We start from the raw sequence: 22617 nt of genomic DNA, 5'->3' as shown, positions 1-22617 counted from the left end.
CTGATTTATTGTTAATCATAAACAAACCGGATTAGATAGTAAACAGTTCTGTGATATAGGCATCTTGCCAAACCAGTTCCACTTGAAATTGCTCTCCCAACTCCCCGGTAAACTCAAACTGGATAAAGGTGTCGGCGTCTTTGGCTGTCACCTGGCGAAATAGGCTTCCGGTTCCGGTTAGCACTCTTAATTGCAGATTGGGTGGTAATGAGGTTTGAGCCTCTAGGGGACAAACTTGCAGGTGAATCCCCAGTTGCGTTTCACTAGCGGGTATCAGGGTGACAATTAAGGCGACGGATTCAGTGCTGACGGCAGTTTTCAGCCGCATTGGTTTGGCACGTCTGACCAAAAATTGCCGTACCGATAAGCTGGGAGATGTCCCCAAAACTTGGGCGACGGTTTGCCAACTCGAGTCAAAGACTTGTTGCCGCCAGCGACTCAGATGCACAGGAGTAGTCGTCTGAGTTTCCCGGTTGCTGATAGATTCCAGGAGTGTTTCTAAGGGGCGCAATGCGGTTAAGGGTAGGTTTTCTGATGCAACGTTCCTAACCGGAATAAAGCCGACAAGTTTCACGTCCGATAGATCATTGTCAAACTGCACAGCCACGTAGCCGATTAAGTCTGAGTAAGGGGTTGGCGGCACAGTAATTTCAGTGTCTTTTGCCATGACAGGACGACATTCGAGACGCCCTAACTGGGGTAGGACTAAATCTGCCACATCCATTAACGCCCGCATTCCGGGATGCCAACTATTACTCTGTTCCCAGTCTGTGGGAATTTGAAGCCAGTTTAACCATTGCTGTACTGCCCAAACCGCCAGGGTATTCACATAGACTTGTTTCGCTTTGGCTGGGGTTGTCTGTTCTAAAGCAAATTGTCGCGCCCGATGATGGGCGGTGGTGGTGAGGGGGACGCTGAGATGGGCAGCAGTGGGATTCATGGGCGTTTTGTCTCAATCATTCTGGTTCAGCTTCGGACGAATAACCAAAGTTGTGAGCAATTTTTTGCAACAGTGGTAGCCCTTTGCGCTTCCAGTGCCAGTAAAGCGCGTGATAATCGATGTTAAATTCCCGGGCAATTTCGGCAATTCGGTCAGGGGGTTGCTTGAGTAACAATCGTTGACTCAGCAGTTGGCAATGACAGTGGGGAAACGCTTGGGGATGACACTGGCGCAGTCGTCCTTCTGGGTCTTGATTGATGTAATGTTGCAGTTTCATGCCCACGGTAGACCGTTTTTGCTGGTTGATTTGGTCGGTGAGGACGGCGTCTAGTTCCTCTAGTGTACTGGGAGTGCGATCGCCGATTTTTTCGCTCAAGGTGATATGACTTTCTCCCAGAGGCGCATCTAAAGACAGGGGCGGTGGTTGGGGTGAGGAATGTAAGTCAAGAATTTTGTAGCGCAATCGCAGTTTCAGGTTGATCCAGTTGGTCAAGCTGTCGGTTATGGAAGCAGATTGAGGGTGAAAGTCCCTGATTTGTTCAGCGATGTGTTTGAGTGTATCATTCAAAACTTCACCATAGTCGGGATGATTGGATTTGGCTAGTCTTGGAAGCTGTTGAATTTCCCGGAGTAGCCGATACATCGCCAGACGCCAAGCCAGACTCTCTTGGGGGTGTTGCTGCACGATGGTAATAAGCTGGCGAAGTTGCTCATCCTGATTATTGCTTGAAAATGCTGGGTCAGCCATGGACGTTCAATACTGTGCGCTTTTGTGCCTTCGCTAGGGGGATAAATTCCTGGGAACCTTTTGCCATCACGTTGAAGCCTTGCTGCGGTCAACTTGAGTTTTCGTTCAGTTTTGTAAAGTTTTGTAAAAATTACGCCCCGATTTCCCCAAAATTTTAGCCCGATTGTCGAGAGGGGAGTAGAGGTTCTACGTGCATACCTGGAGGATAGGATGAATCACCTTTCCAGTTTGATGTATTTTTTACGCGATCGCAAGGCATTTCTGATCGAGGTTGATAAGGGAATCGGACTCGATAGCAAAATTGTTGCATTATTAGTGTGTAGCGCTTCCTTTCTGGCTTTATACGGATTAGTGATTGGCGCGTCTAGTAGTTGGCTTCAGGCGATTAGTTCAGCGATTAAGTTACCGGGTCTTTATTTAATTACGCTGCTGGTTTGTCTGCCCAGTTTATATATTTTTGAGGTGGTAACGGGTTCAACGCGCAACTTTCGCCAATACTTAGTGTTACTTTTAGCTGCCACTTCAGTTATCAGTGTCATGCTGTTGGCGTTCGTTCCCGTGGTTTTGTTTTTTCTACTGTCGGTCAATGATTACGAGTTTTTCAAATTACTCAATGTGGTCATTTTTGCCTTGACCGGAATTATCGGCATCCAGTTTTTCTACCACGGCATGAAATCTCTACACAGCCAAGATACGGAGAAAGCGCGTAATCTCAAGGTTGTGCAAGCCTGGTTATTTCTATACGGCTTTGTTGGCAGTCAGTTGGGTTGGTCACTGCGACCCTTTTTTGGCACACCCGGAAAAGAGTTTTCTCTATTTCGTCCCTTAGAGAGTAATTTTTATGTGCATATTGTTAAAACAGTGATTCAAGCGCTAGGACTCAACTAAGTAGGTAGCGCAGTTTTAACAGAACGGTTGGGATTGTCCTTTGTCATTGGTTTTGATTACCAGTCCGTCTAAACCAATCATTATCCCCTTTTGCCCTCTGGCTTCTAAAGGGAGAATTAACCCGGATTTCATGACCCACTCAAGCCGCAATAATTAATCATCAAGGAAATAATTTCATGCTAAATTATGTAGCAAAATTGCCGATTACGCCAGCCGAATTAGAGCAAAGTGCAGGCTTAGATATGAGTACAGGGCTAGCCATTACCGTTTACCGTGCCTTAATTTGGCGAAACCCGCAACAGATGCGATCGCTGCTGCTAATTGAGGCATTTATTTTTTGCTTAATTTTGATTTTTATGATGCCTTTGGGATTTTTGGCAATGAAAAGGTCGGGGTTTTTGCCGAGTAATGAAGCAGGAATTGCCAAGTTTATTTTATTATTTCTTGCTGGATCATTCTTAATTTTAGCAATCTGGAATTTTTGGGTGATGAATCAGGCAAAGCGCTGGAAATCAGTCGCCAAGTTATTGCGGCAAGTAGACAAGTACAATCGCGCTGTTCAATCTCTAGTCATGCTAGGTAAACTGAGTCGGACTGAAAGAAATCGGCAAGGAGATAACTCGTTAGCATATGAAAAAGTTATAACGGCTTTGCGGGTGACTAAAAACAGTTTGCTGCAAGCGATTAAGATAGAAATTATTCACACAAAACAAGGGAGAATGGTAAGACCGGATGAATTGATAGTTACACTAGAAAATAATTTAACCAGTTTAGTAGCGGGAGAACTTGAACCACCAACAGATCAGTATGGTTATTTGCTCGATGAAGCGCTGCAAATTGCGATAAGTGTGGAACAACAAATGCGAGATTTATAAGTTTATATCAAATCTGCCTTTATTACTTATCCGTAGGGGAAGCCAAAGGAACTTCGATATAAAGCTGGTTTGCCCGAAGTATTACGGGACATTTTAACACCAGAGGATTGGGAACGGATTGCAGTAACGGCGGGAAACTATGTGCGCGAAAAAGTAATTGAGAGAGTGCAAAGGGTGAAGACGGCTTGAGCCGCGTTATGATAATCAAATGAACTTGTAGGGGCGGGTTTTACCGTTACCTGGGGCGACAAAACCCTTAATTCAATAAACCCGCCCTGCTCCCAACCATTAATGTTTATAATCCAGTTGTTGTAGGCTCTAGGTGAGTGGGTCGAGTTCCGTGAATTCTCTTCGCCTAGGCTTGTTGAGGGCTAAAGCCCTTACTACGAACTACGAATTTTCACCAAAGAGGGCGTAAATCCAGGGTAAATCCGGGTAACACCTCTTCTCCCGAAAGAGTATCTGGAGCCTCTAAAATTTCAACAGCTTGCTGGGGACGATAAATTTCTACTCGTCTCTGTTCCGGCGCAATTAACCAGCCCAAACGGACGCCATTTTCCCTATATTCCTTCATTTTATCTTGGGTGGCTTTTAACGTATCGGAAGGAGACATCAGTTCCACAACAAAATCGGGGCAAATTGGCGGAAACTTGGTGCGTTGTTCTGGAGACAAAGCATCCCACCGTTCCTGTCTCACCCAAGCCAGATCAGGAGAACGATTGGCACCATTAGGAAGTTTAAAACAGGTAGAGGAGTCAAACCCAACCCCTAATCGAGTTTGGCGATTCCATAACCCAAAATCAATGACAAGTTCAAAGTTTTGATTCCCGGTTTCTCCGCCAGTGGGGGGCATAATAATTAATTCTCCGTGGGAATTGCGTTCAAATTTCAGATCAGGATTAGCCCGACATAACTGATAAAATTGGTCATCAGTTAACTGAATAACTGGGTTAAAATCTATGGTATAAGCCGTCATTTTAGTTTTACCTGTTAACTCCACTTAATTGGATTCATCCCCTATCTTCGGTCATTCTCTGACACCGCCTACATTTAGATTGGGGCGAGTCGAGTTAGGTTAATTCTCATACCTCCACATTTAAGCAGCGACTCGCCCCTACAATTGTGATCATGTCAATTTCTCTGATCATCCGTTTGGTCAAATTAATAATCGGTAGTGGCGACGTCCTTGCATTACTTAATAATACCCGTCTATTCAATTTACTCGGGTCGCCCTTACTCAGGTCGCCCATTGCACATTTGCATATATTTTAAATGGGTTAGGTTATAGTCGCCCAAGGAACCTCGATCGCACCTTTACCCTCAATACATCTAACGCCAAGATATCCCCTATTCGGATAACCCACCGAAGCAAACGTTGTTCTTTCCGGTCGTGATGTATCACACTAAAAAAAGAAAGTCAAGTTCACTGCTGTTTTACCCTGTCGTCCAGTTGCCATCAATCCCACGCAGGACGAACCAGGAACAACGTTTCCCAATGATTGAAACCAAACAACCCGAAGACGTAGCCGACTATAACCAGAGTTCATTGAACGCCCTCGATCGCGCGATCGCCTTTTCTCAGGGTGAGTTCTCCCTTGTCTTAGTGCGCTGTAATTACAAGCGTTTGCAAAAGCGTATATTACACCAACTGCACGAACGCGCTCAAGGTCGATATCAAATTCAGGAATTAGTTCTCCCCGAATCCGTCACCACCCTTTACACCACGATTCAGAATTATGTGGACAGGAATCATAGAGAAGCAGGGGGAGCTGGGGGAGCAGAGGGAGCAGAGGGAGCAGAGGGAGCTGGGGGAGCTGGGGGAGCTGGGGAAGCAGAGGGAGCTGGGGAAGCAGAGGAAGCTGGGGGAGCAGAAATTAAAATTAGAGCTGATTCGAGCCGTATTGATCCCCCTCCCGCTCTAATTATCCTGGGACTTGAATCCGTGGAAGCACTGGATGATGTACTCACCTCCACCAATCAAGTGCGGGATGAATTTCGCAAACGCTTACCCTTCCCCCTAGTCTTATGGGTGAATGACGAAGTATTGCACAAACTCGTCCGCTCTGCTCCCGATTTTAGCAGTTGGGCGGCAACTCCAATTAAGTTTGAAATTGCTACCGATGAACTCCTCGATTTGCTGCAACAAAAAGCAGACTCTCTATTTAAAACTGTATTAAAAGGAACTCCGGGACGATATGCGCCGTGGCGTATCTGTACCCACCATGCCCATCTCAATTTAGCCACAGGATGTCGCTCCCGCGCCGAACTTGACTGCGCCCTCCATGACTTAGAACAGCGCCAAGAAACGATTACTCCGGAACTAGAAGCGAGTCTGCAATTTGTTTTAGGGCAATATGATTATGCTAATGATTATATCGATGCCGCCGTTATCCGTTATCAAAAAAGCCTTTGGTATTGGCGCGTCACCAATAACTTAGAACGTCAAGGTGTTCTCCTATTTCATTTAGGCTTATGTTATTGCCGGAATGCAGACTTGCATCGGGCGCAACGACACCGCAACTGGGAAGAAGCTTGGCCCTATCTTCAGCAAGCGGTTGAGGCGTTTGAACGGGCGGAACGTCCGGATTTAGTGGCGCAGTTTATTACCCAACAGGCGGAAGTGTTGCAACATTTGGAAGGTTGGGACTCCCTGCAACACGTCGCCCAACAGTGCTTACGAGTCCATCAACACTATGGTTCTCCCGTTCAACTGGCGCAAGATTACGGCTTTTTAGCTGAAGTCGCCCTCGTGAAACGGCGCTGGAATGATGCCAATCACTGGGCGAGACAAGCCCTCTCTCGGTTAGAGTCGGTCTCGGATCAACTTCAAAACTACCAAGGCTTACATCCCTATTTATTGACTCAACTCTATCAACTCATCGTTGTCAAATCCTATCATCAGTTGCGTCAATCAGCAGAAGCCACCCAGCACCTGAAACGGGCGAGTCAAGACTTAACGGATGCGATTGCCAAAAGCGATTATCGCTACGAACCCCAACGTTACTTATATCTCCTGGAAAGCTTACGGCGGCTGTACTTCGAGCAACACCGTTACTTAGAAGCCTTTCAGATTAAGCAAGAACAAGGGGCAGTCGAACAACTCTATGGATTTCGTGCCTTCATTGGTGCGGCTCGTCTCCAGCCTCGACGAGCCGTATCTAATCCTACCTTAAGCCCAGTCGAACAGCAAGAAATTGTGGCACAAGAAATAGCCACATCCGGGCGTCAACAGGATGTACAACGTTTAATTGAACGGTTAAGCCGGGCGGATTGCCAATTAACGGTGATTCATGGACCTTCTGGCGTCGGTAAGAGTTCCATCGTTTCCGCTGGCTTAGTTCCTGCCCTAAAGCATAGAGCATTAGGCGATCGCTTAGTGTTACCTGTGGTACTGCAAGTGTATACCGATTGGATTAAGGAACTGGATAAAGGCGTCAGAACCGCCCTATCTGGGTTAACCCCGCCTAAATCTGAGGCTTATACCCCCTCAGAATCCCTAGGTGACGACGGTTCTGATGCAGCTATTCTCAATCAACTGCTGGCACTGTTACGAGATAACGCCGATCGCAATATCTTAACCGTGTTAATCTTTGACCAATTTGAGGAATTTTTCCTGGGACATGCTTCTGCCCAGCAAACGCGCTTATTTCATCAGTTTTTCCAAACCTGTTTAGATCTCTCCTTTGTCAAAGTTATTATTTCCATTCGCGAAGACTTCTTACACTACTTATTAGACTTCGAGAAACTGAATCTAGAGGCAATCGACAATAACATATTAGATCGCAAAAATCGCTATCCCTTAGGTAACTTTTCCCGTCCCGATGCCCGGGCGGTAATCCAAAGCCTCACCGAACGCGCCCATTTTTACCTAGAACCCGCATTAATTGATGCCTTAGTTCAAGATTTAGGTCGAGAACTGGGAGAAGTTCGTCCGATTGAATTACAAGTGGTTGGGGCGCAGTTACAAGCTGAAAATATCACCACGCTGGCACAATATCGACAACGGGGTCCGGTGGAAAAGCTGGCGGAACGTTTCCTGGAAAAAGCCCTAAAAGACTGTGGCGCAGAAAACGAACAGGCGGCTTGGCTGGTGTTGCAACTTCTCACCGATGAAAATAATAATCGTCCCTTAAAAACTCGTGCTGAATTAGTCATTGAATCAGATATTGAAGCCCAGCCTCTGGATTTAATCTTAGAAATATTAGAGAAATCCGGCTTGGTCTTCCTGTTACCCGAAATTCCCACTCATCGCTATCAACTGGTTCATGATTACCTGGTAGAATTTATCCGCCAAAACGAACAAAACAGCCTGCGTAAAGAACTGGAAGAACTGCGCCAAAAAGATAAAGAGAGTCAAACTAAAATCCAACAACTGATTCGGGAAAAAAGCCTGCGGTCTAAATTATCAGCGGCGACGAAAAAACATGCCGCTGCTGTGGAAAAACAACAGCAAGCCGAGGGAAAATTGAATCAAGTTCTACGACGCCGTTTGCAAGAAGCCCGGATTGCGGGGGTGACGTTAGCAACATTGGCAGTGATTGCCGTCGGACTGGTATTTCGGGCAGTATTTAGTGAAACCAATGCCCGATTAATTGCCCTAAATGCTTCAGCCGAAGCCTTGGTTGCGTCCAACCGTAAATTTGACGCTTTACTGAAAAGTTTATCCGCCGCTAAAGAATTAAAACAGGCCCTAGGAGTGACGCAAGAAACCCGGATGCGGGTGATTTCTACATTGCAACAGGTGGTATATGGCGTGAAAGAACGCAACCGTTTAACCAAACATAATGATTGGGTGAGTAGCGTTAGCTTTAGTCCCAATGGGAAGTTAATTGCATCGGCGTCTAGGGATAAAACGATTCAACTGTGGAGTCAGCAAGGGGAATGGTTGAACGAAGTAGGGAGACATAATCAGGGGGTGTATGCGGTTCGCTTCAGTCCCCAAGGTAACATATTAGCCTCTGCGAGTGAGGATAATACGATTAAACTTTGGAGTCGAGAGGGTCGATTATTAAGAACCTTAATTGGACATCGCGATCGCGTCCACAGTATCAGCTTTAGTCCCGATGGTCAACGGCTTGTCTCAGCGAGTGAGGATAATACGATTAAACTCTGGCGTATCGATGACGGAAAGCTGCTGAAAACCCTTTCCGGTCATAATCATTGGGTGTTAGATGTAAGTTTTTCTGCCAATGGTCAGTTGATTGCTTCAGCCAGTCGTGATAAAACGATTAAACTGTGGCAATCGGATGGTACATTACTCAAAACCTTAACCGCCCACAATCAACCTGTACTCGACATCAGTTTTAGTCCCGATGGACAATATCTAGTCTCTGCTAGTGCAGATAAAACTGTCAAACTGTGGCGAACTGATGGCAGATTACTCAACACCCTATCCGGACATCAAGATGCTGTAATTGCCGTTACTTATAGTCCAGATGGTCAGATGATAGCGTCTGGAAGTGACGACAATACGATTAAACTCTGGCGTCCCGATGGTACATTAATTGACACATTACAAGGACATGGTAAAGCGATTCTGGGATTAGGATTCAGTCCCAACGGCAAAATATTAGCCTCTGCCAGTGCCGATAATACGATCAAACTCTGGCAAGTTGAGGGGGGAATGTTGCAACCGATTCCTGGACATAGCCAACCCATCAGCAGTGTCAGTTTTTCCGCCAATGGTCAGAGAATTGCTACCGCTAGCTGGGATAATACAGTGAAACTTTGGACTCGTCAGGGGCAATTGTTAAAAACAATTGCCGCACATCAAGATTCGGTCAATAGTGTTAGTTTTTCAGATAACGGTGAGACCCTAGCCACAGGCAGTGACGATAAGACAATTAAACTCTGGAATCAAGATGGAACCTGGCAGAAAACCTTATCCGGACATAAGGATGGGGTAACCAGTGTTAATTTTAGTCCCGATAGTCAGCGACTCGTATCCAGTAGCGCGGATCAAACAGTCAAACTATGGCAAATTGATGGCAAATTGGAGAAAACCTTAAGCGGTCATCAGGGAACAGTGTGGGGCGTAAGTTTTAGTCCTGATGGGTCTTTAATTGCTTCAGCCTCTGACGATAAAACGGTGAAACTTTGGAGTCGTAACGGCAGGTTTATCAAAACATTGAGGGGGCATACAGATTCCGTTAATTGGGTAAGCTTTAGTCCCGATGGCGAGTTTATTGCCTCAGCTAGCAATGATGGAACGGTGAATCTCTGGAATCGAGAGGGAAAGTTAGTGCGTCCCTTGAAGGGACATAATGGCTCAGTTAATTGGGTAAGCTTTAGTCCCGATGGCAACTTCATTGCTTCAGGAAGTGATGACAAAACCGTTAATCTTTGGAGTCGGCAAACAGGTCATTTAATTAACTCCTTTGTCGGTCATCAGGATGCTGTGTTTGGCGTCAGTTTCAGTCCTGATGGTAATATTTTGGCATCAGCGTCTCAAGACACGACGGTTATTTTGTGGAATTTGGATTTAGGGGATTTAGTCGAACGCAGTTGTTATTGGTTGGAGGATTATTTACAAAATCATTCAGAGTCGCCAACGATTAATGATGCCAATCCCCAGGATTTTCGCGCATTGTGTGAGGGGAGATAAGTAGGGGGGCTGAATAAGTCTTGTGGGGGTGTAGGGAGCAGGGGAAGCTGGGGAAGCTGGGGAAGCTGGGGGAGCAAGGGTACATTTTCGGTGATAGTGTTGCAAGGGTTTTGATGAGTTTTATTCTCTTTCCTGGAAAATGAGCCAATGTCATTCTTGTAAAACAAGGAGATTAAATCATGATCTTAATTTCGCCCAATAAAAGTTTAGGATTGGACTCCGATGTAGTAAAATATAGTCTGTAGAGATGTTGCTGGCAATGTTTCTACAGTCCCCAATTACCAACCCTTAATTATGTCCAACCCTTTTTTACTCAGCCGCGTCCTTTTACAGTTTAATTCGTCAGATGAAGACTTAATTAATGAACTCTCAGCCGCCACATTTACACCGGATGGTAGTTTGTGGCTGGGTGCTGATGAAGGGATAAATGTGGAACGCCTCTCGCTGATCGAACCTTGTGTTTTTGGCAATCACCAATCCTATTGTCTAGCCGATTTCATTGAATTGTTTAATCAAGATGATGAAATTGATATCGAAGGAATTGATCATGCCGATAATTATCTGTGGATAACCGGATCTCACAGCACAAAACGCGGCAAACCCAAGGGAAAAAACGTAGAAAAAGACATCCAACGCCTTGCCACAATTAAAACCGATGTGAATCGATATTTACTTACTCGTATTCCCATCGTGAATGGCGAATTATTAAAGGTATCGTCTCTCCCAGATAATCCGGAAGAAAAATTGACCGCCGCCTGCTTACAAAAGACAGACGCGAGTAATAGTCTCATCGATGCCTTAATCGAGGATATTCACTTAGGTCCCTTTGTCACCCATCCCTTACCCAGTAAGGATAATGGCTTAGATATCGAAGGATTAGCCGTGCGCGGCGATCGCGTGTTTTTGGGCTGTCGGGGTCCCGTCTTACGGGGCTGGGCAGTTATCATCGAAATTAAAGTGGCTGAATCTGCACCCGGTATCTTAACCCTACAGGACATTGGGGACAACGGGAAACGCTATCTCAAGCACTTTATCGATCTTAATGGTTTAGGCGTGCGGGAACTCTGTTGGCAAGGAGACGATTTGCTGATTCTGGCTGGACCAACAATGGACTTAGAAGGCGCGATCCGAGTATTCCGCCTCACGTCTATTTTAGACCGTTCAGCCGATAGTATCACCGGGCAAGCCAAAGGAGAGTTAGAACGCCTGTTTGACTTACCCTTTATTCCAGGATACGATCGCGCCGAAGGTTTAGCCTTGTTTCCCTGCTTAGGAGAATCGGATGCGCTGTTAATGGTTTACGATTCCCCTAATCCCATTCGCCAAATTGAACCCAGTGCGATTTACGGAGACGTTTTTAGTGGAAAAATTTTCGGCTAATCGGGCTAAATACGTTAAGATACTCGCTAATTCAAGATAGTTTAGGTCAAAGCTAGTTATAGAATTAGCATTTTCAGGCAATCAAGCAATTTGATGCCATAACGTTTCCTGAACTTGCCTCTTCTCTTCTCGGACTTTTAGATAACTACAGGGAATACTATCGATTAACGTCATTGCGGTTTCCCCATTACGATGAAGTTCGAGTTGAGCTTGGGGAGGGGCTTCAAAGAATAAACGTTCTTGGGGAAAGATAATTCGTTCAAATCTCCAATTTGAAATATTAGTAATCCTAGCAATTAAAGTTTTGCCCGTTCCATTGATATAGTAACAAAGCATGAGATTACGACTGTCATTGAGCCGAGAGTATAATAGTTGAGTCATCATCAATAACCTCAGTAACGTTATCAGTTGGTCACAATTCTTACTCAGAAGCAGGATAAAGGATTAACAAAACGCTTTATCCCCAAGTTTGACTTAAGAAGACTAGCGCAGCGCGGTTTAATTATGATGTCCGGCAAATTACCCATAATAAAAAAGCCTAAAACTCTTACTGTTACAGCATTGCTATTATGGGCAATTAACAGGACTTGATCCAGCTTATCTTATGAAAAGGCTGGGGCAAAAAGATGGGTAGAGTTCCACGGCAAGGTATAGAATTGAACATTGGTCAAGGACGAGGAAGGATGCCAGTCCGATTGAGTGTGTAGAATATATTCTATTCCCCAATGAGCATACGTTTCAACCCGCAAACGCAGTTCTAAAGAATGGTAAGGGATTTTCGTTGGCACAGAACCGTTCGCCGTTGTGTTTACCTGAGTATAGGTTTCAGGAATAGCCGCCATCACGTAGTCAACCAGTCGTTGACGTACATCGGGCTGGGCAAATAGTTCGTTATAGGGTTCATCACCATAAACTGCCAACGCATTGTCAATTTCTTCATTCACCAATTGCAGTCCCAAGTCTACAACCGCTTTAGACAGTGATTTAGACATCGTTTATTTCCTCAACTTGATGGCTTACCTGCTGAGATCAGAATGGATCTGTCGTCCACGGAAACACTGAATTTCAAGGACATCGAGTCAAAAAGGGAAATACCCCTGTGGGTCATTGCTCGATGAACATTACTGACTTTACAGGTTAAACGTAAAAAAATTGGGGAATGACACTCAAGGTAACTTAGTGCTTTCTTAAAGAAAAGATTAAGAAAAGGGTTTCAACCGATAACCAACGCTATGAACCGTCTCAATCAAATCATCGGGCGCTCCCACCGCTTTGAGTTTGTGACGCAAGCTCTTAATGTGGGCTTTAACGGTATCTTCAAAAGGGGTTGCTTCTGATGTCCACAAATGCTCAATGATGAACTCACGGTTGATGATCCGCTGACTATTTCGCAAAAACAACTCTAGGCAGGAATACTCTTTCGGGGTTAAATGTACAGGCTGTTGATTATAGGTTACTTCGTGACAACTTGGATCAAGCTGTAATCGCTCCCACTCTAGCACTGGCGGTACTGAACATCCTCCCCGTCGCAACAGCGCTCGAATGCGAGCTAATAGTTCTGGCAAATCAACGGGTTTGACCACATAGTCATCAGCGCCTGCATCTAAACTGTTCACCTTATCCGTGCTGGTGTCAAGGGCTGTGATCATTAGGATTGAGCCGTGATAGCCGCTAGAACGCAGACGCCGACACAAACTGATACCATCTAACTTAGGGAGCATGACATCTAGCAAAATTAAGTCATAATAGAAACTTGTAATTTGTCGCCATCCGGCTTCCCCATCATTGACAACATCAACATCATAATTTTGATCGACCAGCGCCTCTGTGAGCGCTTCTGCGAGCGCGATATCGTCTTCTACCAACAAGATTTTCATAGCCAATTGATTGAATAAATCGGTAAGCCAACTCAAGTAGATATAGCCGATGCGCTATATCTTAATTTCTACTTTACCAGCCTTAACATTGGCTCTACTCATCCTCTAAAGCATCGATTCAGTAATCACAGTTAACTAATCGGACGAGTGACGTAGCTTGCTTCTTGTCGGGAGCGAGTATAACCAATGAAAAATGATCAATGAAAAGTAACAAATGACACATTCTATCCAATCCAAAAATCTGCTTGCTGGTTTGGGTTTAGCATTACTGATTCTCAGTAGTCCGATCGCTGTTTATGTATGGCGGTTAATGGGATTTGCTCCCCCGGCGGTTCCGGCGCATCCTCTATTGTTAATCACCATCACTAACGGTTTCAGCATACTGCTACTAATTGGCATCTACTATCGCTTCTGGGTGCGACTGAGCCAACTGGAACAAGACAATGACAACAGCAGATTATTGTCTCCAGAGATTCGCGATCGCCAACAAGCTGAGTTGCAAGAACAGAATTTTGTTTCCGTCATTCTCGATACCGCTAATGCCTTAATTACCGTTCTGGATAAACAGGGACGAATTATTCGATTTAATCAAACCTGTGAGCGACTAACTGGCTATTCCTTTGAGGAGGTCAAGGGAAAGTATATTTGGGATTTGTTTTTAATTCCAGAAGATATTGAATGCGTAAAAACCATTATTAAAGAACTCCAAGCCTGTCACTTTCCCAACGAGCATGAAAATTACTGGATCGCACGAGATGGCACTCGGCGTCTAATTTCCTGGTACAATACAGTCCTGCTTGATGACAACAGTGCAGTCAAGCATCTGATTGGGATTGGTATTGATATCACAGAACGCCAGCAAGCCGAACAAATGCGTCGCCAACTCGAACACCAGCAAGAATTGAGTCAACTCCAGCTACGCTTTTTTTCATTAGTGTCCCATGAATTTCGCACCCCCTTGAGTACGATTCTAGCCTCCGTTCAACTCCTACAACTTTGCCCGGATAAATTTTCTCCAGATAAAAAACTCAGAAATCTGCAACGGATTGAAGCCGCAACTCAACGCCTGCGGCAAATGTTAGATAATATTCTTATCATCAATCGAGCTGAAACGGGACAATTAGATTTCCAGCCAACGCGGGTGAATCTTGAACAGTTTTGTCAAGGAATTTTAGTGGAGATACCGCGTAATCCTGACAATCCGTATGATCTAAAGTTGGTTAGGCAGACAGACTGTAGCCGTGCCTGTTTGGATGAACAGCTATTGCGTTCTATTTTGATCAATTTACTAACGAATGCGATTAAATATTCTCCGCCAGGTAGCACTATTATTTTACGGCTAACTTGTACAACAACTGAGGTAATTTTTCAAGTTTGCGATCAGGGGATTGGCATTCTACATGATGATATTATTCATATATTTGAAGCCTTTTACCGAGGAAAAAATATTGATAGTATTCCGGGTTCAGGATTAGGGTTAACGGTTGCCAAAACTTGTGTTATCGTACATGGTGGCAATATTAGCGTGACCAGTGAACCGGGAGTTGGCACAACGTTTACGGTAACAATTCCTTGTGAAGTCATAAGTCAAGTGTAGGGGCAAGTTTAGCCACTGTAGGGGTAAGTTTAGCCACTGTAGGGGCGGGTTTAGACATTCAAGTAAGCTTGTCACCGATAACGGTTCAACAAAACCCGCCCTTATTCATAAGTCAATAAATAGAAAAATGGCAGCGTTGCTAATCAATTATCTGCGATCGCGCTCTGATTCACGCTGATGTTGAGTGGATGTGCAGAGGGAGCAGGGGAAGCAGAGGGCGGGTTTATTAACATCAGGGTGACAACGAAAGATAATAGTGAAACCAGCCCCTAAACATCGGTCAGGGCGGGTTTTGAACAAACATTAGTCATCAATAGCGAAAAGAAAATCCCTAAACCCGCCCCTACACAAAACCAGACCCCTTGAGCCAAGCGAAGGGTTAAAACCAGGTTCCCGACGAACGAAGTGAAGGATCAAAACTTCACCAATTCCCCGCAAACGATAAAATAGCAAGTGTAACCAATAATTTGGGGCGTGCTATGAATCAGCCAGTGCCAGGGAATCCCAAAGCCAACTCTGATTCTGACCAATCGATGACCACGGGTGATCCAGGTTTACGATCCTTTGCTGACCGTCTTGCTAAGAATTTGGCACGGGATACACTAATTCAAGGAACGACTGACTATCTGCGAAACGTGTTAGCCGTCGATCGGGTGGTTCTCTATTATTTCTATTACGAGTGGAAAGGTCAAGTCACCTTCGAGTCATTGAGTTCTCCCAACTACTCCATCTTCGGCTCGACTGGCGGCGATGAATGCTTTAATGACGAGTATGCCGAGTTGTATTATGCAGGACGAGTGAGAGCGATCGCAGATATTCAAGCCGAACCCATCGATCCCTGTCACCGCGACTTTTTGCTTAGCCTTAAAGTACGTGCCAATTTAGTCGTACCGATCCTTACACCGCGACGGTTATGGGGATTACTCGCGGCTCATCATTGTCAAGATACCCATCCTTGGTCCCCGTCTGACATTGAAGCCATGAAAAAAGCCGCCCAAATCCTAGCGACGGTTCCAGCAATTCGAGATAGCTAGATATAGCACTACGCACTCTAGTTAGGACATAAAAGAAAAGATCAAATCGATCAATCCCTTGTCAGGTAAGGGTTTTTCTTCCCTATTGCCCATTGCCCATTGCCCAGCGCGTAGCGCTATATCGATGAAAGTCAAAATTCTAATTCTAGCGCTAACAACTCTTACCGCACTCGTCGGTACGGCGGATTGGGCGGCAGATTTTCCCCTGAGTCGCTCCCTGTTGTCACAGTGGCAATGGGGCGGATCGGGGCAGTCACAAACCCTGCTCAAAGACCGTATTTTAGATGAAGGGGAAACAGAAGCCGCATTTCGGGCGCGGAGTTTGGCGATTCGGGAAAAGGTGGCGGCGGCGGATTTAGAAGGATTGGATACCTGGTGGCGTACTCGCACCATTAGTGATCCTCATAAATACTTACTTCCAGTTATTCTTGCCCGCCTCAGCTTAGGGGAACAATACGATCGCCAACAAATCTGGGATATACTCTTGGGTTTAGATGAGGGAAAACCGGATCTCTATCACTTTCGCAGCCCCTACGATATTCGCATCTTCTTCTTATTCCGAGATACCATGCCCAAAGCGGTACAAGACTCTTACCGTAGTATGGTGGATTCGCCGCGTGTACGAGAGTGGCTGGAACAGGGTACAGAAAATCATATGTTCATGCAGCGTATTTCCGGTTTAGCGCTGATGGATGGAAGTGGTTTCCCTACGCCTCTCCCAGCGACGGCGGCGACAAATGAGGCTTGGTTAAGGGCAGAATTAAATAAGTTCCTGACAATTGGACAGGGAGAGTTTCATTCTTCGACCTATTATGGGTATGCGATCGCAGGTTTGCTGAATCTCTATGATTTTGCTGATACTCCCGAATTGCGCCAGTTGGCGAAAGCCGCATTAGACTGGTACGCCGTCAATATGGCGGTGCGCTTCAGTTGGGGAACCGCAGGTGGTGCGGAAAGTCGCGGGTTTGATCGGGGGACGTGGGATGATAGTGGTTTGAGTGGCGTGGCTTGGGTATGGTGGGGGGATAGTTTGACACCTGTTGAGCGTATGGATCGCGGTGTGACTAGGGTAGCATTACCTGCCGCGTTAAGTGATTATCGTCCGCCGCCTCAATTGAAAGCCATTGCCCTTAAGCAAATTGAATTACCCTTTCAACTGAAAGCTAGTCACCCTGGTTACTATAGTTATCACCAAGATAACCGATTTTGGGAAACCTTTTATGTGACTCAAGATTATAGTTTGGGTACATTAATTGACCGAAGTCGTTCCTATCAAGTCAAAGGCACCATTAATGCCCAAAATGCTACCTATAAATTAGTCATCCGCGATCCCAAAGGGCAAAATAATGCTGTTGTTAGTTTAGGTGGAACCTATCATTCAGACATGGCGACAGGGCGTTCTCCAGGTGATCAATACGTCCAAGAAAAGGGCGCGGTGATTTATCAGTTACGCTTAAATTCACGAGATAAAGCCGCCGATGTACCGGGGCGTTCTCACCTAGTTTTACCGACTCGATATGGGAAACCCCAGCGCTATGGAGATTGGTACATTTGGCGCATTGAAAATACCTTCCTTTGCGCCCGTCCTTGGGGTGAACAGATAGACTGGCAAAATCAGGTATCGGAGAAATATTCTGATTACCAGGCGTTAGCAGCAATCGGCAGGAATACCGCTTGGATTACCGATATAGCCAGTGTTGATGATTATCCCACAGTAGAGGCTTTACAGCAAGCCCTTGACCAAACCGAGATCCGCGATACGTCCTGGGAGACAATGGGTCAGATTACCTATACCAGTTTAGCGGGCGATCGCTTACAGATGACCTATCAACCCAATCGAGGAGCGGGTTTAGCACAAATTAATAGGAAAGAGCGCGTTCTCGACGATTGGGCGGTGTTGGATAGTCCTTATGTTCAGCAAGAATTAAATAGTGGTCTTTTAGAGGTGTTTTCTCCCCCAGGAAACTGGCGTCTGCGAGGCACATTGACAGGTCCAGAATGGGAGTAGGTAATCAGTAATAATTAGAGACTGCTGAATAAGTTTTGTGGTGGGGAGAGGGAATAGGGAACAGGCAATAGTTTCAACCCTCTGTTAAGGTAAGATGCGGGTTGAGCCACACACAATCGTAGGGGCGGATTTAGGGATAATTGTAGGGGCGGGTTTAGGGATAATTGTAGGGGCGGGTTTAGGGATAATTGTAGGGGCGGGTTTAGGGACTAAATTCAGCTAGTCACCGATAACTGTTCAACAAAACCCGCCCTCCCCACCGATAACTGTTTGTCATTTAAATCTTATTGTCAAGAATTGCGAAATCTATAGAGTGTGACAAGCGTCCCGCTACTTCTCCTCTATTTAACGCCATGAAAGCTTAATTCATCAGTTCATATATCTCACTCTATCATCTGATAAAATTCCATGCATAAAAACCATACTTACCATTCCTGATTGCGTCAAATTTCCATGAAGAAATGAATAAGAGGAAGACAACAATCGTCTTCCACCAATGCACGTAAAAAATAGACCCCTCCATGAACAAGTTAACCCTGATGATCTGTCCCCACGATACAGCTAAGAAACCAGATCGATGGTTTCGCTTCATCCAGTATTTGAATAATCAGCTTGATGTCAACGTACATATAGAGGTTTCCCTGGATTTCGAGGATTTTCATCAACATCTCGATCAAGCTGATATCGTCTACGCTAACCCGGCTGATAGTATCCGTCTGCGGGAACAAGGCTTTTCTTCGGTGGTTCGTCCGCTCAACCTTTATGATGAAGTGGTGTATATTGCCAATCAGGATATCGCCAATCCAACCTTAGATTTGCTGCACGGGGAAACTCTTGCCACTGTTAAAAGTATGCTACCGAGTAAGGTGGCTTTACATAGCCTCAAAGAAAAAGGAATTGCACCTGCACAAATCTTGGATAAATCCTCTTGGTTAGGAGTGATCAATAGTGTGTCCAAAAAAGAAGCCCCTTTTGGAATGGTTTATAAAGACACCTACCAGGAACTCTCATCCAGTACCAAGGCGAGGATTAATGCTTTTGCTGAATCGCAGGAAAAGGTCATCTTTCATAGTATCCATATTAGTCCCAATGCTATCGAACATAAGAGTGAATTAGAGCGTGTTCTCTTAGAGATGAATGCGACTCCAGCCGGAAAAGACGTGCTGCAAGAACTCAATATTGAAGGATGGTGTAAAACGTCATCCGAGGAAATTAGCACGGCTAAGGAAATTATGATGGCGGCTTAAACCATTCGATTCATCCCCAACCAACTTTTTAGTAGAGTCGGGGATGAATCGCCAAATTCGATAAATATACCACTTAGGACAGATGACATTTAGATAATATCTGCATTATAGGTTTCCTGTTGTCTGTTCCCTGACAAAATTCCATCATCGTTTTCGAGAACGACTGATATATTGCCCATGAATATTCACTCCATAAGGAACCAGGTAGGTAAGTAATTCAGAAATCCAGCGATCGCGCGTCATCTTGCCCTGTACTACGGCAGAACCGTGATTAATCAGAAATAGAAGAGAACCAACCATGGCAGCTACCTTAAGTGCTGTTGGCATAAGATTTTCGTCAACCAGTGCCGCACAGTAATCCTTGAGTGGTTTCATCATTGGCACAATTGAGACATCATTGAATTTCGTTACAAATCTTTTTCTTTGGCTTAAAGACAGTTTTCGGGTAAAATATTAACTTCATAACATAAATCGTATTTAGCGAACCAGACTTGTACTCTAGTAGAGAAGAGTTAGACCATTATCAATGGAGATTCAGACCCCCGATTGGGTGAAGCACGCCGTCTTTTATCAAATATTTCCCGATCGCTTTGCCAAAGGCAATCCACCCCATTCGCAAGTGGCTAAAACCCTTCCCCTAGAACCCTGGGATGCCCTGCCCACTTTACAAGGCTATAAGGGCGGAGATCTTTGGGGCGTAATGGAAAAACTTGATTATTTGCAAGATTTAGGCATTAATGCCATTTACTTTACTCCCATCTTTCAATCTGCCAGTAACCACCGTTACCATACTCACGATTATTATCAGATCGACCCCCTATTAGGGGGGAATGGTACATTCATGAAACTCTTGGAAGAATGTCATCGGCGGGAGATGAAAGTCGTCCTGGATGGTGTATTTAACCATGCCAGTCGCGGCTTCTTCTTCTTCAATGACATTCTCGAAAATGGTCCGTATTCCCCATGGTTAGATTGGTTTAAGATTGAGCGCTGGCCCCTGTCAGCCTACGATGGCGACAAACCCGCTAACTATATCGGTTGGGAAGGAAATCGGGCGTTACCTGAATTCAACCACGATAATCCCGACGTGCGGGAATATATTATGCAGGTTGCCGAACATTGGATTAAACTCGGCATCGATGGCTGGCGCTTAGATGTAGCGTATGAGATTGAAACGCCAGGATTTTGGCAAGAATTTCGCGATCGCGTCAAAGCCATCAACCCGGAGGCTTATATTGTTGGCGAAGTGTGGATGGACTCGCGTCAGTGGTTGGATGGGACGCAATTTGACGGGGTAATGAACTACCTGTTCACCGGACCCACCATCGCCTTTGCTGCTGGCGATCGCGTGATTCGGGACTACGTCGAACAACCCTCTTACCAACCCTATCCTCCCCTAGATGCACCCGGTTATGCGGCTAAAATTGAGCATCTGTTACAGTTATACCCCTGGGAAATTCAACTCACCCAACTCAACCTGCTAGCCAGTCATGATACAGCCCGACTGCTATCTATTGCTGAAGGAGGGAAGAAAAATCCATCCGCCGAAGCGATCGAAAGCGTTAAACTGGCTACGCTATTACTGTTTACCTTTCTCGGTGCCCCCAGCATCTATTATGGCGATGAAGTGGGGTTACCTGGCGCATTAGATCCAGACTCCCGACGGGGTTTTCCCTTAGAATCTCAATGGAATCCAGAGATTATCGATTGTCACCGTCAGCTTATTGCCCTGCGTCATAATCGCCCCGCGCTGCGTACAGGTAGCTACAAGGTGCTGTTGGCAGAGGGAATGACGTATATCTTTGCCCGCCAACTGGAGGCAGATGAATTAATTATTGCCGTTAATGCCGGAACCACAACCGCCCAAGTTCAGGTGGAAGTGCCGCCAGAGGTATCACCACGCCATCAAATCGTGTACGGTGACGCCAGCTTCACCTGGAAACAAAACCATTTGGCGATCGACTTACCGCCTCGGACAGGGTGTATTTTGGGTTAAAACATCCGTTCAGGCACAGGTATAGGGGGAGTTGTCAGATCACTCCCCCATTTCCCTTGTCTGCTGTTTTTAGCGGATTTCCTGAGTGAAAGTTGCAGTTTTGTAAAGTATTGCTGCTTACATCCGGAAGTCACCACAGTCAGTCCTACAATAGGAGTATCCTCCAAGAGCAACTAAGACCAGCCCTAGCTCTGCTCTATTACGACACAATAGTACAGGACGGAGTAGTCAGTATGAAGCTTGTTATCCAGGGCAAGAACATTGAAATCACTGATGCAATTCGAGAATATGTTAATCAAAAAATAGAAAAAGCGGTCAATCACTTTCAAAATATGACGACTGAGGTGGACGTGCATCTCTCTGTTGCCCGTAATCCTCGGATCAACACGAAGCAAACTGCCGAAGTTACCATTTATGCCAATAAAACCGTAATTCGTGCCCAGGAGAGTAGCGAAGACTTGTATGCCAGTATCGATCTGGTTGCCGATAAGATCCAACGTCAACTGCGTAAATACAAAGAAAAGCAGCAAAAGAAAACTCAGACCCAACCGAAAACTGGTGCTGTGATTCATGAAGCCCCTGTGGTTGACGATCTAATTGGCGATCGCACTCCCGAACTGCCCACAGAAGTCGTGCGGATGAAATATTTTGCCATGCCGCCGATGACGATTGAAGAAGCCATGGAACAGCTTCAACTGGTCGATCATGACTTCTATATGTTCCGGAATGCGAAAACTAACGAGATTAACGTTCTCTATGAACGCAATCACGGCGGATATGGTGTGATTCAGCCTCGCAATGGCAATGGTCATACCAATCATACCAATGGCAAGACTGCCCAAAATGCTGCGGCGGTAACTGATACATCAACAGTTTCATAGCATCTGTTATCAAACTTGGTGTCCTCTCTTGATTCTCCCCCGAGTGACAGGCGGGGGATTCTGTCATTTGTCACTCGTCATTTGTCATTCGTCATTTGTCAGGCAATAGGCAATAGGCAACACCTCGGACTTCGGCGTGAGCGCTCAGTCGAACGCTTCGCTCGGTGTGGAATAGGCAATAGGTAAGGTAGAGTTTTGAGTTAACTTCCCCAGCTTCCCCAGCTTCCCCAGCTCCCTCTGCTTCCCCAGCTTCCCCAGCTCCCGCTGCTCCCTCTGGTCCCCCCGCTACCACAGCTTACCCCCCTCCCCCCGCTCCCTCAGCAAAAACTATGACGCGCGTCGTTGGATTAATCAGGGGTACGTCCGTTGATGGAATTGATGCGGCTTTCGTGGAGATTGCTGTTCCGAATCCGATTTAACTGTGGAGTTATTGGCGGGAGCGACGTATCCCTACCCCGAAAAACTGCGATCGCAAATCCTTAATCTCTGTGCTGGTGGTTCTATATCGATGGCAGAATTCGCTGGATTAGATGATGCGATCG

General features: G+C 45.6%; 18 protein-coding genes and 1 pseudogene. 11 read left to right on the top strand and 8 right to left on the bottom strand.

The window, feature by feature from the left end:
* Window positions 1-31: 31 nt before the first annotated feature.
* Window positions 32-940 (bottom strand): DUF1822 family protein, encoded by a 909-nt coding sequence (locus tag RIC07_RS23410; protein WP_446396606.1) that lies wholly within the window; start codon window positions 938-940, stop codon window positions 32-34.
* Window positions 941-956: 16 nt separating this feature from the next.
* Window positions 957-1688 carry a hypothetical protein gene (locus RIC07_RS23405; RefSeq protein WP_446396605.1) on the bottom strand — a complete coding sequence of 244 codons (732 nt, stop codon included), beginning with the start codon at window positions 1686-1688 and terminating at the stop codon, window positions 957-959.
* 210 nt (window positions 1689-1898) lie between these two features.
* Here RIC07_RS23405 and RIC07_RS23400 point away from each other — a divergent pair, with 210 nt between their 5' ends.
* Window positions 1899-2576 carry an actin-binding WH2 domain-containing protein gene (locus RIC07_RS23400; RefSeq protein WP_446396604.1) on the top strand — a complete coding sequence of 226 codons (678 nt, stop codon included), beginning with the start codon at window positions 1899-1901 and terminating at the stop codon, window positions 2574-2576.
* A 176-nt stretch (window positions 2577-2752) separates the two neighbouring features.
* Window positions 2753-3451: a hypothetical protein gene (locus tag RIC07_RS23395; RefSeq protein WP_446396603.1), complete on the top strand. Its 699-nt coding sequence runs from the start codon at window positions 2753-2755 to the stop codon at window positions 3449-3451.
* A 400-nt stretch (window positions 3452-3851) separates the two neighbouring features.
* Here the strand turns inward: RIC07_RS23395 and RIC07_RS23390 are convergent, their stop codons facing one another.
* A complete protein-coding gene (locus RIC07_RS23390; RefSeq protein WP_446396602.1) occupies window positions 3852-4427 on the bottom strand; it encodes a Uma2 family endonuclease in 576 nt (191 codons plus the stop codon).
* Between the two features lie 519 nt (window positions 4428-4946).
* On the opposite strand from RIC07_RS23390, the gene RIC07_RS23385 reads away from it, so the two are divergent.
* Complete coding sequence (locus RIC07_RS23385; RefSeq protein WP_446396601.1) at window positions 4947-10055, top strand: WD40 domain-containing protein; 5109 nt, start codon at window positions 4947-4949, stop codon at window positions 10053-10055.
* 294 nt (window positions 10056-10349) lie between these two features.
* A complete protein-coding gene (locus tag RIC07_RS23380; RefSeq protein ID WP_446396600.1) occupies window positions 10350-11435 on the top strand; it encodes a DUF3616 domain-containing protein in 1086 nt (361 codons plus the stop codon).
* A gap of 81 nt (window positions 11436-11516) precedes the next feature.
* Here the strand turns inward: RIC07_RS23380 and RIC07_RS23375 are convergent, their stop codons facing one another.
* The 3 genes from RIC07_RS23375 to RIC07_RS23365 all read right to left on the bottom strand — a co-directional run bounded on the left by RIC07_RS23375 (window position 11517) and on the right by RIC07_RS23365 (window position 13312).
* Complete coding sequence (locus RIC07_RS23375; protein WP_446396599.1) at window positions 11517-11819, bottom strand: DUF1830 domain-containing protein; 303 nt, start codon at window positions 11817-11819, stop codon at window positions 11517-11519.
* A 218-nt stretch (window positions 11820-12037) separates the two neighbouring features.
* The gene (locus RIC07_RS23370; RefSeq protein ID WP_446396598.1) at window positions 12038-12427 is read right to left on the bottom strand and encodes a hypothetical protein; all 390 of its coding nucleotides are present in this window, start codon (window positions 12425-12427) and stop codon (window positions 12038-12040) included.
* Window positions 12428-12634: 207 nt separating this feature from the next.
* Window positions 12635-13312 (bottom strand): response regulator transcription factor, encoded by a 678-nt coding sequence (locus RIC07_RS23365; protein WP_446380136.1) that lies wholly within the window; start codon window positions 13310-13312, stop codon window positions 12635-12637.
* Window positions 13313-13526: 214 nt separating this feature from the next.
* Between RIC07_RS23365 and RIC07_RS23360 the strand changes: the two genes are divergently transcribed.
* The 4 genes from RIC07_RS23360 (at window position 13527) to RIC07_RS23345 (ending at window position 19198) form a co-directional block, all read left to right on the top strand.
* Window positions 13527-14909, top strand: a complete 1383-nt coding sequence (locus tag RIC07_RS23360; RefSeq protein ID WP_446396597.1) for a PAS domain-containing sensor histidine kinase — start codon at window positions 13527-13529, stop codon at window positions 14907-14909.
* 479 nt (window positions 14910-15388) lie between these two features.
* A complete protein-coding gene (locus RIC07_RS23355; protein ID WP_446396596.1) occupies window positions 15389-15943 on the top strand; it encodes a GAF domain-containing protein in 555 nt (184 codons plus the stop codon).
* Between the two features lie 124 nt (window positions 15944-16067).
* Entirely contained in the window at window positions 16068-17951 is a 1884-nt protein-coding gene (locus RIC07_RS23350; protein WP_446396595.1) for a hypothetical protein, read from the top strand.
* 521 nt (window positions 17952-18472) lie between these two features.
* Window positions 18473-19198 (top strand): phosphate/phosphite/phosphonate ABC transporter substrate-binding protein, encoded by a 726-nt coding sequence (locus tag RIC07_RS23345; RefSeq protein WP_446396594.1) that lies wholly within the window; start codon window positions 18473-18475, stop codon window positions 19196-19198.
* 144 nt (window positions 19199-19342) lie between these two features.
* On the opposite strand, the gene nrtS is transcribed toward RIC07_RS23345, so the two are convergent.
* Complete coding sequence (gene nrtS / locus RIC07_RS23340) at window positions 19343-19573, bottom strand: nitrate/nitrite transporter NrtS (RefSeq protein ID WP_446396646.1); 231 nt, start codon at window positions 19571-19573, stop codon at window positions 19343-19345.
* 151 nt (window positions 19574-19724) lie between these two features.
* Here nrtS and RIC07_RS23335 point away from each other — a divergent pair, with 151 nt between their 5' ends.
* Window positions 19725-21194, top strand: coding sequence for a glycoside hydrolase family 13 protein (locus RIC07_RS23335; RefSeq protein ID WP_446396593.1), 1470 nt, complete (start codon window positions 19725-19727; stop codon window positions 21192-21194).
* A gap of 233 nt (window positions 21195-21427) precedes the next feature.
* Window positions 21428-22075 (top strand): ribosome hibernation-promoting factor, HPF/YfiA family, encoded by a 648-nt coding sequence (gene hpf / locus RIC07_RS23330; protein ID WP_446380128.1) that lies wholly within the window; start codon window positions 21428-21430, stop codon window positions 22073-22075.
* Between the two features lie 91 nt (window positions 22076-22166).
* On the opposite strand, the gene RIC07_RS23325 is transcribed toward hpf, so the two are convergent.
* Entirely contained in the window at window positions 22167-22367 is a 201-nt protein-coding gene (locus RIC07_RS23325) for a hypothetical protein (RefSeq protein WP_446396592.1), read from the bottom strand.
* Between the two features lie 37 nt (window positions 22368-22404).
* Between RIC07_RS23325 and RIC07_RS23320 the strand changes: the two are divergent.
* Window positions 22405-22617 (top strand): annotated as a pseudogene (locus RIC07_RS23320) (anhydro-N-acetylmuramic acid kinase); the annotation flags it as partial.

It is taken from the genome of Coleofasciculus sp. E1-EBD-02, from assembly GCF_040218245.1.
Classification (GTDB): Bacteria; Cyanobacteriota; Cyanobacteriia; order Cyanobacteriales; family Coleofasciculaceae; genus Coleofasciculus.
This window is presented reverse-complemented; position numbering and strand designations above follow the sequence as displayed.

What these genes read in the sequence shown, in the direction of transcription:
- RIC07_RS23410 (WP_446396606.1), bottom strand. Translation starts at nt 940, where the DNA reads ATGAATCCCACTGCTGCCCATCTCAGCGTCCCCCTCACCACCACCGCC.
- RIC07_RS23405 (WP_446396605.1), bottom strand. Translation starts at nt 1,688, where the DNA reads ATGGCTGACCCAGCATTTTCAAGCAATAATCAGGATGAGCAACTTCGC.
- RIC07_RS23400 (WP_446396604.1), top strand. Translation starts at nt 1,899, where the DNA reads ATGAATCACCTTTCCAGTTTGATGTATTTTTTACGCGATCGCAAGGCA.
- RIC07_RS23395 (WP_446396603.1), top strand. Translation starts at nt 2,753, where the DNA reads ATGCTAAATTATGTAGCAAAATTGCCGATTACGCCAGCCGAATTAGAG.
- RIC07_RS23390 (WP_446396602.1), bottom strand. Translation starts at nt 4,427, where the DNA reads ATGACGGCTTATACCATAGATTTTAACCCAGTTATTCAGTTAACTGAT.
- RIC07_RS23385 (WP_446396601.1), top strand. Translation starts at nt 4,947, where the DNA reads ATGATTGAAACCAAACAACCCGAAGACGTAGCCGACTATAACCAGAGT.
- RIC07_RS23380 (WP_446396600.1), top strand. Translation starts at nt 10,350, where the DNA reads ATGTCCAACCCTTTTTTACTCAGCCGCGTCCTTTTACAGTTTAATTCG.
- RIC07_RS23375 (WP_446396599.1), bottom strand. Translation starts at nt 11,819, where the DNA reads ATGATGACTCAACTATTATACTCTCGGCTCAATGACAGTCGTAATCTC.
- RIC07_RS23370 (WP_446396598.1), bottom strand. Translation starts at nt 12,427, where the DNA reads ATGTCTAAATCACTGTCTAAAGCGGTTGTAGACTTGGGACTGCAATTG.
- RIC07_RS23365 (WP_446380136.1), bottom strand. Translation starts at nt 13,312, where the DNA reads ATGAAAATCTTGTTGGTAGAAGACGATATCGCGCTCGCAGAAGCGCTC.
- RIC07_RS23360 (WP_446396597.1), top strand. Translation starts at nt 13,527, where the DNA reads ATGACACATTCTATCCAATCCAAAAATCTGCTTGCTGGTTTGGGTTTA.
- RIC07_RS23355 (WP_446396596.1), top strand. Translation starts at nt 15,389, where the DNA reads ATGAATCAGCCAGTGCCAGGGAATCCCAAAGCCAACTCTGATTCTGAC.
- RIC07_RS23350 (WP_446396595.1), top strand. Translation starts at nt 16,068, where the DNA reads ATGAAAGTCAAAATTCTAATTCTAGCGCTAACAACTCTTACCGCACTC.
- RIC07_RS23345 (WP_446396594.1), top strand. Translation starts at nt 18,473, where the DNA reads ATGAACAAGTTAACCCTGATGATCTGTCCCCACGATACAGCTAAGAAA.
- nrtS (WP_446396646.1), bottom strand. Translation starts at nt 19,573, where the DNA reads ATGAAACCACTCAAGGATTACTGTGCGGCACTGGTTGACGAAAATCTT.
- RIC07_RS23335 (WP_446396593.1), top strand. Translation starts at nt 19,725, where the DNA reads ATGGAGATTCAGACCCCCGATTGGGTGAAGCACGCCGTCTTTTATCAA.
- hpf (WP_446380128.1), top strand. Translation starts at nt 21,428, where the DNA reads ATGAAGCTTGTTATCCAGGGCAAGAACATTGAAATCACTGATGCAATT.